A 10,554-nucleotide genomic window follows, 5' to 3' on the forward strand; every position below is an offset into this window, starting at 1 on the left:
AACCTTTTGGGCGAGGAACAGTCCGGCCAGATGCGCGATGTCGGCTACGAGCTTTACCAGTCGATGCTGGAAGAGGCGATCGCCAAGATCAAGGCCGGTGAAATGCAGGGCCTGAGCGACACCGACGGCCAGTGGGCGCCGCAGATCAACCTTGGCGTTCCGGTGCTGATCCCCGAGGATTACGTGCCCGACCTCGACGTGCGTCTCGGCCTTTACCGCCGCCTTAGCGGGCTGCACACGAAGGTCGAGCTCGAGGGGTTCGCGGCCGAGCTGATCGACCGTTTCGGCAAGCTTCCCAAAGAGGTCAACACCCTGCTTCTGGTGGTGCGGATCAAGGACATGTGCAAACGCGCCGGCATTGCCAAGCTCGACGGCGGCCCCAAGGGCGCGACGATCCAGTTTCACAACGACAAGTTCGCCTCGCCGCAGGGGCTGGTCGAATTCCTTCAGGACCAGCGCGGTCTGGCCAAGGTGCGCGACAACAAGATCGTGGTGCGGCGCGACTGGAAAAAGGAAGCCGACAAGATCAAGGGCGCCTTTGCCATTGCCCGCGATCTGGCGGCCAAGGTCGTGGCCGAGAAAAAGCGCGCCCGGGCGGATCACTAGGGTTTGCTGCGGGAAATGGGCGCAACCTGAGCGCGAGGTTTCGCTTGCCAGGCGACATGCCTTTCGGAATGGTCATGAATGTAACCATCCGACCTGATGGGGCCGTCGGGGCGTGAGCCCACCTGCGCCCTCGACGCGGATGCTGCCCGCGAATTCTTCCGCTTGTTCCCGTGGTTGTCGGCGTCGGGCAGGGTATGCACCTTTGCCTGTCCGCTCAGCCGTTCGGGTGCCGGGGTGCCTGTACGAGTAGCGTGGCCGCGCGCGGCGGGTCCGCGACCGGCGGACCGATCGCGATCACCGTTCGCGGCCTTTTTGAAACTGCAACACTCTGCCGTGAAGGTAAGCGATTTGCGATGCCCCGCTGCAGAACAAGTCCCAACCAGCCCGCAAAAGTCATCGCGCAAAGCCCGGGTTGCTACAACTTTTCCGTACCAAGAAAAAAAGGAAAATCTCATGAATTGGCCGTCGGATCTGGAAGTGATGAAGCTGTTTGCGCTCTGTCAGAAAATGCTCGCCGAGCGAGGAATTGGCGTTGCCCAATCGACGCAGTTCGAAGCTGCCGAAGCGCGGGCGCGGGCGATGGGAAAACCCTCGATCACCCCGATGCTGTCAAGCGAGTTCAACGACCTGTCGAAAGACGACGCCTTCTGGTTGTTCTTGCAGCAGGACGGGCGCGACATCGGCTGCGTTGCCGCGCGGCGCGACAACCTGTTGTCAGAGAACCTGTCGGATTACTGGGCGCGGACCAACAAGCGCTATTACGGGCTGGCGGGGGGCAAGGCGACCTATGCCCATGCCCTGACGGCAGTCAGCGAGATCAGGGGCAGCGTGGTCTATGTCGGCGAGTTCTTCATCCGCGAATGTGCGCGCGGCTCGCGCAACCAGCTGACGCTGTTCACCCACCTGCTGTTTTCCTACTGCGCGATGAAATGGCAGCCCGACTGGATCTATGCCTTCGTGCGGCGCAACGACATCCGGCGCGGCTATGCCGGGGAATACGGGTTCAACCGGCAGATTCCCGGCGCCCAGATCTGGCCCTCGCCGCCGCCGGGACGTCAGAGCGACGAATATCTCGTCGCCCTGACCCGGGCCGAGCTGTTTCACATGGCCGAGATCTACTGCAAGAAACCCGACTTGTTCCTGAGCTCGGATTCGCTGAGCAGGGTGGAGAAGTTGAGCACGTAAGGCGTGTTGTTGGCGTCGGTGATCGGCAGCATCAGGCGGATGAAGGAGATCTCCACCGGGCAGGCCATGCCGGGCATGTCGACAATGCGTGTCTGCGGCGTGACCAGCCCGGTTTTCGTATAGGATACCGTGGTGACGCAGCGCCGCAGCTCTTCCTGATCGGCCTCGTTCAGGGTCCGCATGAAACTGGCCAGCCGTTCGCTGTCGCGCGACTTCAGGGTCTGAGCCGACAGGCTCATGGCCCCCATGTGGCGGACCTCGGGCAGGCGCTGATCGGCGCCCGGCACCGAGACCACGTCGATATGCGGGGTCAGGCGGTCGCAGTCTTCAAAGCGTCCGCCGGATTCCTGCCACCAGGCCATGATGGTGTCGATCGAGGGCCGCTCGCCCAGTCCGACCATCTTCTTGTGCGCGGCCTGGAACACGGCGTTGAGCAGCTGCGAGGATTGGCGGTCGATCTCCTGTAGGGGTTCGATCACCAGTTCGGTCGTTTCGAACCGGCACGGCTTGAATAATTCGTCCATCGGCACGTTGAAGGCGCGGGCGAAGTTCACCGCCACCGAGATATTGGGCAGGGCGGTGCCGTCGAGGATGTCGGTGGCCTTGTTGGTCTTGTAGCCGGCCATACGCGACAGTTCGGAGCGGGTCCATTTCTGCTGTTTCAACAGCCGGTCGGTGTTGAACCTGAACAGCTCGAGCAGATCGGGCGAGTCGCCGCCTTCCGGTCCTTCGTCAGCGTCCAGTTCAAACATGCGATACCTCGTCAACGGAATTTGTGAAATCAAACAGGCGCGAGGATAGTCGGAAAAAAATTTCCGTACAACCTTGACTTGATCTCGCCAGCCGGCGCCGTTGCGTCGGAAAGACCGCCTCTGCGCCGGGGCGCGGGCCGATTTCCGCCGATAGCCCGGGGCGGCCTGCCACCGGCCGCCGGCCGGGGCGGCGAAACCCCGGTTTCTTGCGGCATTCGCGACCTTATACCCTTGCACAGGCTGCCGCCTGCAAATAGAAGAGCGAAAATTTCGCCCGCGCGCGACACCCGCGCGCCGTTAACCCATGGGGAACTGACATGCAGGTCACCGAGACTCTGAAAGAAGGTCTGAAGCGCGGCTACGATATCGTTGTCACCGCTGCCGAGCTGGACGAGAAAGTAAACAGCAAGCTGGTCGAAGCGCAGCCGGAAATCGAAATGAAAGGTTTCCGCAAGGGCAAGGTGCCTATGCCGCTGCTGAAAAAGCAATATGGCGAGCGTCTGTTGGGCGAAGCCATGCAGGAAGCCGTCGACGGCGCCATGAGCAAGCATTTCGAGGAAAGCGGCGAGAAGCCGGCGCTGCAGCCCAAGATCGAAATGAAGAACGGCGAAGACTGGAAAGAGGGCGACGACGTCCAGATCGAGATGTCCTACGAGGCGCTGCCGGAAATCCCCGAGGTCGATCTGAAGTCGATCTCGCTGGAGAAGATGGTGGTCAAGGCCGATGACGCCGCAGTGGACGAGGCGCTGGCCAACCTCGCCGAAACCGCTCAGGATTTCGCAGACCGCGATGCCGGTGCCGCCGCCGAAGACGGCGACCAGGTGGTGATGGATTTCCTCGGCAAGGTCGACGGCGAAGCCTTTGACGGCGGCGCGGCCGATGATTTCCCGCTGGTGCTGGGCTCGAACCAGTTCATCCCCGGCTTCGAAGCGCAGCTGGTCGGCGTCAAGGCCGAGGAAACCAAGGACGTGACCGTCACCTTCCCGGAAGAATACCAGGCCGATCACCTGGCCGGCAAGGAAGCGGTCTTCACCTGCACCATCAAGGCGGTGAAACAGCCGGTCGCGGCCGAGGTTAACGACGAGCTGGCCAAGAAATTCGGTGCCGAGGATCTGGACGCCCTGAAGGCGCAGATCAGCGAACGTCTGGAAGCGGAATACGCCGGTGCCTCGCGCGCGGTGATGAAGCGCGCCCTGCTGGACAAGCTGGACGAGATGGTGTCCTTCGACCTGCCGCCGTCGCTGGTCGAGGCCGAAGCCGGCCAGATCGCGCATCAGCTGTGGCATGACGAGAACCCCGAGGTTCAGGGCCACGACCACGGCGAGATCGAGACCACCGAAGAGCACACCAAGCTGGCCGAGCGCCGCGTGCGTCTGGGCCTTCTGCTGGCCGAGCTGGGCCAGAAGGCCGAGGTCGAGGTCAGCGATGCCGAGATGACCCAGGCGATCATGAACCAGGCGCGCCAGTACCCGGGCCAGGAACGTCAGTTCTTCGAGTTCGTGCAGCAGAACGCCCAGATGCAGCAGCAGCTGCGCGCGCCGCTGTTCGAGGACAAGGTCGTCGACTACGCTTTCGAACTGGCGACGGTTTCGGACAAGGAAGTCTCCAAGGACGACCTGCAAAAGGCGATCGAGGATCTCGACAAGGAATAAGACCCTGCGTCAGTCTTTCTGAAAGGCCGCCTTCGGGCGGCCTTTTTCATTGGCAAACCCCTGTCCGGGTTTCACACTCGGGGCCAGGAAAGGGGGGGGCATGACCCACACAAGTTTCGACAAGGAGCGTTTCGCGCGCTTTGCCGCCGATGACCGCGCCGGGCCGATCGACATGCTCAATCTCGTGAAGCTGCGCGACTGGGCACGATACGAGGACGGGCGCCGGCTGTCCGGGGCCGAGGCCTATGCCACCTATGGCAGGGAAACGGCGCCGATCTTTGCCCGGCTCGGCGGGAAGATCGTCTGGCGCGGGCGCATGGAAATGATGCTGATCGGGCCCGAGATCCGCTGGGATCTCTGTTTCATCGCCCGCTATCCCAGCGTCGCCGCCTTTCAAAAGATGATCGGCGATGCGGACTACCGCCGGGCGATGGCGCATCGTCAGGCGGCGGTAGAGGACAGCCGGCTGATCCGCATGGCACCGCAGGACCTGGGCGAGAACTTCGGCGCCTGAGGCGGCCCCGGGGCCTTTCCGGCTGGCCCGGCCAAGGCCCGAGCCGATGGCCGGCCGACAAAAAAACCGGCGCCCGAAAGCGCCGGTTCCTTGTGTCTGCGATGGCAAGACCGGCGCTTAGGCCTGGGTGTCTTCCTCGGCTTCGCCAGCCGGGGCCATGTCGTCGTCGTCCGACGCCGCTGCGCCGATATCGTCGAAGAGTTCGGCGATTTCGAACTCGGCTTCGGCTTCCGCTTCGGCGGCCAGTTCCTGGATCGACTTGCCGGAGGCTTGCAGTTCGGCTTCTTCGGCCGAACGGGCAACGTTCAGCTGGATCGCAACCTCGACTTCGGGGTGCAGCTGAACGTGCACGTCGTGCAGGCCCAGTTCCTTGATCGGGCGCGCCAGAACGACCTGCTTCTTGTCGACCGAGAAACCGTCGGCGGTTGCTGCATCGGCGGCGTCACGCGGGGTGACCGAGCCGTAGAGCGCGCCGGCGTCCGATGCCGAGCGAATCACGACGAACTGCTGGCCAGCCAGCTTTTCACCAAGCGCTTCGGCTTCTTTCTTGGTTTCCAGGTTGCGGGCCTCGAGCTGCGCTTTCTGGGTTTCAAACGACGCGATGTTGGCCGCGGAAGCGGTCAGCGCCTTGCCCTGCGGCAGCAGGAAGTTGCGGGCAAAGCCGGCTTTGACGTCGACCACATCGCCCATCTGGCCCAGTTTGGCCACACGTTCAAGAAGGATAACTTGCATGTGTTCTCTCCTTACTTCACGGCGTAGGGCAGCAGGGCGAGGAAGCGGGCGCGTTTGATTGCGCGGGCCAGCTCACGTTGCTTCTTGGCCGAAACGGCGGTGATGCGCGACGGCACGATCTTGCCACGCTCGGAGATGTAGCGTTGCAGCAGTTTCGTGTCTTTGTAGTCGATCGCAGGTGCGTTGTCGCCCGAGAAGGGGCAGACTTTACGACGGCGGAAAAATGGTTTTGCAGCCATGACTTAGTGTCCTTTCTTCAAGCTTAGATCAGCGGCGCTCGCGACGGTTGTCGCGTTCGTCACGTTTCTGCATCTGGATCGAAGGACCTTCTTTGTGATCGTCGACCTTGATGGTCAGAACCCGCATCACATCGTCATGCAGACGCATCAGGCGTTCCATTTCCTGAACTGCCGGCGCCGGTGCGTCGGTCTTCAGGAAGGCGTAGTGGCCCTTGCGGTTCTTGTTGATCTTGTAGGCCATCGTCTTGACGCCCCAGTATTCGCTGTCGATGACTTTGCCGCCATTGTCAGCGAGGACCGTGCCAAAATGTTCGATCAGGCTTTCGGCTTGCGCGTTGGACAGGTCCTGGCGCGAGATGAATACATGCTCATAGAGGGGCATGTGTGCTCCATTCATTTTCGGGCGCATTTCAAAGAGCGGGGCATGAACACCTTCCGCGCCCCACCCACGAGAGACTGCGCGGTTCAGATCTTTGCGAAAGGATGGCGCTGTATAGCCGAACTGGGGCCGGTTGCAAGCGCTGTTTGCCGCGACCGCGACCGCAGTTGCCCGGCTTCGCGGGATTTCCCCACTGCTGCCCCAATCCTGCCGGATTTGCGGACAAAGCTCGGATCAACACCAGGAAATCCGAAGGAGAGGGCCATGGCCTACGCAATGCATTCGATGCCGATCGTCGCCTGCCAGGCCTCGCGCGGGCGGGCCCTTGCCGAGACCGTTCCGGCGCGGGCGGCGGCGCTGCTGTTTGGTTTTGGCTTCATCTGGGCGGCGGCCGGTTTGTGGCTGGTGCCGGGACATGGCCTGGCGCCCTCGGTGATGCTGACCAAGATGCTGCTTTCGGTGTTCATGGTCACGCTGGGGGTCTGCCTGACCCAGGTGGCGACCCAGAAGCTGCAGAGCCGGCTTCAGTTCGATACCCGCCATCGCCAGATCCAGCTGGTCGAGAGCCTGCCACGCGGGCGCAGCCACATTGTCCGGGTGATCAACTTCGAAGAGGTGGCCGAGGCCAATGTCTCGGACAAGCTGCTGGTGCTGATCGGGCGCAACGGCAAGATCCTGGCCGAGCTGCCGCTGGACGGAGCCCATGCCCGGCTTGATGCGATCGCCCATCTGCGCAGCCACGCGATCCACGCCTACTGAACCTTCGGCGGGCTCCGGCCCTCAGCATGCGGCCGAACCCGGACGCCGCCGGCCGCACGCGATTGTGACTGTTCGTCAGGTCACAATCGATGTGGGATTGTTCCGAATTGAGCAGCCGGGTCGGAGCACGAATATAGGTGGCGATGTTAACCACCCAACGGAGCACCCAAATGAAAACCGCCCTGATCGCCACCGGACTGTCCGTGCTGGCCCTTTCTGCTCAGGCCGAGGCCGAGAAATACGTTCTCGATTCCAGCCACAGCCAGATCGTCTTTTCCTACCAGCACCTCGGATTTTCCACCAGCTACGGCATGTTCTCGGGATTCGAGGGCGACATCCTGTTCGATCAGGAAAACCCTTCGGCCTCTTCGGTCAATGTCGCGATGCCGGTCAAGTCGATGATCACCGGCTGGCAGGCGCGTTTCGATCACCTGATGTCGCCGGATTTCTTCGCCGCGAGCGATGACGAGATGGTGCGGTTCTCCTCGACCGGCATCGAGCTGACCGGCGAGACCACCGCCAGGATCACCGGCGACCTCGAGCTGAACGGCATCACCAAGCCGGTGGTTCTGGAGGCGCGGCTGAACAAGGCCGCGGCGCATCCGATGGCCAAGAAGGACTGGGCCGGTTTCGATGCCACCACGATGCTCAAGCGCAGCGATTTCGGTGTCGACATGTTCGCGCCCTTCGTCAGCGACGAGGTCGAGGTGATGATCTCGATCGAGGCGATGAAGGCCGAATGAGGCGCTGCCGGTCGTCGCCCCGCAGGGGCGCGGCCGGCGATCCCTTTGCCGACTTGGCAAGCAGAAAGGCCGCCGCGCGATGCGCAGCGGCCATTTTTTTGAGTATTTTTTAAGAGATGAAGGATCAGGGGGCGCGGACGGCGGTCAGGGTGACGGCGATCGTGACGCCGAAGGACAGGGTGGCTTCATCTTCCACCGCGGCACCGATGCCGAAGGTCCGTCGGTCGAGCCGGGTGGTGCCGGTCATTGTGGCCGTGTCGCCCCGGATCTCGAGCGAGAAGGGCAGGTCGACCGGGGCGCTGACGCCGCGCAGGGTCAGGGTGCCGCGGGCGACATGGCCGCTGTCGGCGGCGAGGATGTCGGCGCTGAAACGGGCGGTGCCGAAGCGGGCCGCGTCGAGGAAATCGGCCCCCAGCGCCTGCGCGGTGACCGAGCCGAGGCTGAGCGAGCCGGTGGCGATCTGCACGTCGACCGATCCGTGGCGCCCCTGGGTCGCGGTTTCGTCAAAGGTGATCGCGGCGGTCCAGTCGGCGAAACCGCCGGTGAGCTCGCTGCCCAGCTGATGCAGGGTGATGGCCAGCCGGCCTTCGCTGACCTGCCAATCCGAGGCCACCGAGGGCAGCGCGGCGGCGGAGGGTTCGGGCGCGTCCTGCTGGCGGGTCAGCCCGGCAGTGAAGCCGAGGGCCAGGGCGGCGACAAGCACCGTGAGCGCCACCGCCCGGGGCCCCTTGCCGGGGGTTTCGGCGGCGGGAGCGGGGGCCGAGTGGCGCCCCGGCAGCATCCGTTGCAGGGTCTGGTCGCGGTCGATGATCCGGTGTTTCAGGGCACCGCCGATATGGGCCAGGATGGCGCCGGCCAGAACGATCATGAAGGCGAAATGCAGTGCAGATGTCAGGTCGGCCAGCGTTTCGGATTTGGGGATGAAGGGCAGGGACTGGCCGAAGGGCCAGAGAATCGGCGCGAATCCGCTGGTGCTGGCATGGTGCAGCCATCCGGTCAGCGGCACCAGCAGCATGGCGCCGTAGAGCAGCCAGTGGGTGCTGTGCGCGGCCAGGGCCTCGAGGCGGTTGTCGCTGTTGAGCAGCCCCGGTCGGGTCTGGGTCAGCGCCCAGAGGATGCGCAGGGCGGCGACGAGAAAGGCTGCGAGTCCGACGGTCTTGTGCAGCGAGAAGAGCTGCGCCTTGGCGGCGATCTCGGCGCCATCGGCCATCGGCGCCTGCTGCGCCAGAAAGCCCAGCGGCAGCGCCGAGAGGATCAAGAGTGCGGTCAGCCAGTGCAGGCTCTTGGTCAGGCTGCCATAGTCGGTGCGGGTGTTTCCCAGGGGCATTGTGGTCTCCGGTGGTTTGTGCAGACAAGGTAGGTGGCCCGGCGGCGCGGTGAAACCTGCCCGCCGACACAAGACTTGTGCACTGCCGCGCAAGGGCGTTGCAGAGCGTGGCGCGGCACTGTATTCCGGCGGGAACAAGGTTTTTTGGGGGACATCATGAGCCGAGCATTCGTTTTTCCGGGACAGGGCGCACAGACCATCGGCATGGGCAAGGCGCTGGCCGAGGCCTATCCCGAGGCGCGGGCCGTTTTCGAAGAGGTCGACGAGGCCCTCGGCGAAAAGCTGAGCACGCTGATCTGGGAGGGCGCGCAGGACGAGCTGACCCTGACCCAGAACGCGCAGCCGGCGCTGATGGCGACCTCGCTGGCGGCGATGCGGGCGCTGGAGGCCGAGGGTGTCACCATCCAGGCGGCGGCCTATGTCGCCGGCCATTCGCTGGGCGAATATTCGGCGCTGGCGGCTGCCGGGTCGCTGAGCATCGCCGATACCGCGCGGCTGCTGCGCATCCGGGGGCAGGCGATGCAGGCGGCGGTGCCGGTCGGTGTCGGCGCCATGGCGGCGCTTCTGGGGCTGGATTTCGAGACCGCACGCGATGTCGCGGCGGCGGCCTCGGAGGGCGAGATCTGCCAGGCCGCCAATGACAATGATCCGGGCCAGGTCGTGGTTTCGGGCCACAAGGGCGCGGTCGAGCGCGCGGTCGAGCTGGCCAAGGCCCAGGGCGCCAAGCGGGCGGTGCTGCTGCCGGTCAGCGCACCGTTCCATTGTGCGCTGATGAAACCGGCGGCCGAAGCCATGGCCGAGGCATTGAGCCATGTCGAGATGCAGGCGCCGGCGGTGCCGCTGGTGGCCAATGTGATCGCCGAGCCGGTCAACCAGTCGGCGACCATCCGGGCGCTGCTGGTCGATCAGGTCACCGGCTCGGTGCGCTGGCGCGAATCGGTGGCCTGGATGAGCGCCCACGGGGTCAGCGAGATCTGGGAAATCGGCGCCGGAAAGGCGCTGTCGGGGATGATCCGCCGCATCGACCGGGCCATCGCCTGCAAGACCGTGGGCACGCCTGACGAAGTGAAATCGGCCGCCGACAGCCTGGTCTGATCCGGCGCCAAGATAATGAGGGACGAGATGTTCGATTTGACAGGAAAATGCGCGCTGGTGACCGGCGCGTCGGGCGGTATCGGCGGCGAGATTGCCAAGGCGCTGCATGCGGCGGGGGCCACGGTGGGGCTTTCGGGCACCCGGGTGGAGCCGCTCGAGGCGCTGGCCGCCGAGCTTGGCGAGCGGGCCCATGTGCTGCCCTGCAACCTCGGCGATGCCGAGGCGGTGGACGCGCTGCCCAAACAGGCGATCGCCGCCATGGGCAGCGTCGACATTCTGGTCAACAACGCCGGCATCACCCGCGACCAGATCTTCATGCGCATGTCGGACGAGGAATGGCAGTCGGTGCTTGACGTCAACCTGACCTCGACCATGCGCCTGTGCCGGGGCGTGATGCGCCCGATGATGAAGGCGCGCTGGGGCCGGATCGTCAATATCTCTTCCATCGTCGGCGCCACGGGCAACCCGGGGCAGGCCAATTATGCCGCCTCCAAGGCCGGCATGGTGGGGCTGACCAAGTCGATCGCCTATGAGGTCGCGAGCCGCGGCATCACGGTGAACGCGGTGGCGC

The 10,554-nt window shown here is 64.2% G+C and carries 13 protein-coding genes; 8 read left to right on the forward strand and 5 right to left on the reverse strand.

What is annotated here, in order from left to right; translation table 11 throughout:
- The coding region (locus tag ABZD10_RS09670) for a TRCF domain-containing protein (RefSeq protein WP_372886132.1) at positions 1 to 606 on the forward strand (606 nt) is incomplete at its 5' end.
- A 453-nt stretch (positions 607 to 1,059) separates the two neighbouring features.
- A complete protein-coding gene (locus ABZD10_RS09675) occupies positions 1,060 to 1,791 on the forward strand; it encodes a hypothetical protein (RefSeq protein ID WP_372886134.1) in 732 nt (243 codons plus the stop codon).
- Here the strand turns inward: ABZD10_RS09675 and ABZD10_RS09680 are convergent.
- Positions 1,722 to 2,543 carry a helix-turn-helix domain-containing protein gene (locus ABZD10_RS09680; protein ID WP_372886136.1) on the reverse strand — a complete coding sequence of 274 codons (822 nt, stop codon included), beginning with the start codon at positions 2,541 to 2,543 and terminating at the stop codon, positions 1,722 to 1,724. The two genes, ABZD10_RS09675 and ABZD10_RS09680, sit on opposite strands and share 70 nt — an antisense overlap.
- Before the next feature lie 317 nt (positions 2,544 to 2,860).
- On the opposite strand from ABZD10_RS09680, the gene tig reads away from it, so the two are divergent.
- Both tig and ABZD10_RS09690 read left to right on the forward strand, forming a co-directional pair.
- Entirely contained in the window at positions 2,861 to 4,195 is a 1,335-nt protein-coding gene (tig, locus tag ABZD10_RS09685; RefSeq protein ID WP_372886137.1) for a trigger factor, read from the forward strand.
- A gap of 100 nt (positions 4,196 to 4,295) precedes the next feature.
- The gene (locus tag ABZD10_RS09690) at positions 4,296 to 4,709 is read left to right on the forward strand and encodes a DUF1330 domain-containing protein (RefSeq protein ID WP_372886138.1); all 414 of its coding nucleotides are present in this window, start codon (positions 4,296 to 4,298) and stop codon (positions 4,707 to 4,709) included.
- A 117-nt stretch (positions 4,710 to 4,826) separates the two neighbouring features.
- On the opposite strand, the gene rplI is transcribed toward ABZD10_RS09690, so the two are convergent.
- From rplI to rpsF, 3 genes are read right to left on the reverse strand one after another with little or no spacing between them, the layout of a single operon-like run.
- Positions 4,827 to 5,441 carry a 50S ribosomal protein L9 gene (gene rplI, locus ABZD10_RS09695; RefSeq protein WP_372886139.1) on the reverse strand — a complete coding sequence of 205 codons (615 nt, stop codon included), beginning with the start codon at positions 5,439 to 5,441 and terminating at the stop codon, positions 4,827 to 4,829.
- Between the two features lie 11 nt (positions 5,442 to 5,452).
- On the reverse strand, positions 5,453 to 5,680 hold the full coding sequence (rpsR, locus tag ABZD10_RS09700; protein WP_073249614.1) for a 30S ribosomal protein S18: 228 nt from the start codon (positions 5,678 to 5,680) through the stop codon (positions 5,453 to 5,455).
- 28 nt (positions 5,681 to 5,708) lie between these two features.
- Positions 5,709 to 6,062 carry a 30S ribosomal protein S6 gene (rpsF, locus tag ABZD10_RS09705; protein ID WP_372886141.1) on the reverse strand — a complete coding sequence of 118 codons (354 nt, stop codon included), beginning with the start codon at positions 6,060 to 6,062 and terminating at the stop codon, positions 5,709 to 5,711.
- Between the two features lie 261 nt (positions 6,063 to 6,323).
- Here rpsF and ABZD10_RS09710 point away from each other — a divergent pair, with 261 nt between their 5' ends.
- Both ABZD10_RS09710 and ABZD10_RS09715 read left to right on the forward strand, forming a co-directional pair.
- On the forward strand, positions 6,324 to 6,818 hold the full coding sequence (locus ABZD10_RS09710) for a hypothetical protein (protein WP_372886142.1): 495 nt from the start codon (positions 6,324 to 6,326) through the stop codon (positions 6,816 to 6,818).
- Positions 6,819 to 6,988: 170 nt separating this feature from the next.
- A complete protein-coding gene (locus ABZD10_RS09715; RefSeq protein ID WP_372886143.1) occupies positions 6,989 to 7,561 on the forward strand; it encodes a YceI family protein in 573 nt (190 codons plus the stop codon).
- A gap of 124 nt (positions 7,562 to 7,685) precedes the next feature.
- On the opposite strand, the gene ABZD10_RS09720 is transcribed toward ABZD10_RS09715, so the two are convergent.
- Entirely contained in the window at positions 7,686 to 8,888 is a 1,203-nt protein-coding gene (locus ABZD10_RS09720; protein ID WP_372886144.1) for a cytochrome b/b6 domain-containing protein, read from the reverse strand.
- Positions 8,889 to 9,044: 156 nt separating this feature from the next.
- Here ABZD10_RS09720 and fabD point away from each other — a divergent pair, with 156 nt between their 5' ends.
- Positions 9,045 to 9,983 (forward strand): ACP S-malonyltransferase, encoded by a 939-nt coding sequence (gene fabD / locus ABZD10_RS09725; protein WP_372886145.1) that lies wholly within the window; start codon positions 9,045 to 9,047, stop codon positions 9,981 to 9,983.
- 27 nt (positions 9,984 to 10,010) lie between these two features.
- The coding region (locus ABZD10_RS09730; RefSeq protein ID WP_372886147.1) for an SDR family NAD(P)-dependent oxidoreductase at positions 10,011 to 10,554 on the forward strand (544 nt) is incomplete at its 3' end.

This window comes from Shimia sp., from assembly GCF_041624275.1.
Lineage (GTDB): Bacteria > Pseudomonadota > Alphaproteobacteria > Rhodobacterales > Rhodobacteraceae > Shimia.

Excerpts from the sequence above, each read along its gene's own strand:
- tig (WP_372886137.1), top strand. The coding sequence starts at position 2,861 with ATGCAGGTCACCGAGACTCTGAAAGAAGGTCTGAAGCGCGGCTACGAT.
- rpsR (WP_073249614.1), bottom strand. The coding sequence starts at position 5,680 with ATGGCTGCAAAACCATTTTTCCGCCGTCGTAAAGTCTGCCCCTTCTCG.
- ABZD10_RS09675 (WP_372886134.1), top strand. The coding sequence starts at position 1,060 with ATGAATTGGCCGTCGGATCTGGAAGTGATGAAGCTGTTTGCGCTCTGT.
- rplI (WP_372886139.1), bottom strand. The coding sequence starts at position 5,441 with ATGCAAGTTATCCTTCTTGAACGTGTGGCCAAACTGGGCCAGATGGGC.
- ABZD10_RS09715 (WP_372886143.1), top strand. The coding sequence starts at position 6,989 with ATGAAAACCGCCCTGATCGCCACCGGACTGTCCGTGCTGGCCCTTTCT.
- ABZD10_RS09710 (WP_372886142.1), top strand. The coding sequence starts at position 6,324 with ATGGCCTACGCAATGCATTCGATGCCGATCGTCGCCTGCCAGGCCTCG.
- rpsF (WP_372886141.1), bottom strand. The coding sequence starts at position 6,062 with ATGCCCCTCTATGAGCATGTATTCATCTCGCGCCAGGACCTGTCCAAC.
- fabD (WP_372886145.1), top strand. The coding sequence starts at position 9,045 with ATGAGCCGAGCATTCGTTTTTCCGGGACAGGGCGCACAGACCATCGGC.
- ABZD10_RS09690 (WP_372886138.1), top strand. The coding sequence starts at position 4,296 with ATGACCCACACAAGTTTCGACAAGGAGCGTTTCGCGCGCTTTGCCGCC.
- ABZD10_RS09720 (WP_372886144.1), bottom strand. The coding sequence starts at position 8,888 with ATGCCCCTGGGAAACACCCGCACCGACTATGGCAGCCTGACCAAGAGC.
- ABZD10_RS09680 (WP_372886136.1), bottom strand. The coding sequence starts at position 2,543 with ATGTTTGAACTGGACGCTGACGAAGGACCGGAAGGCGGCGACTCGCCC.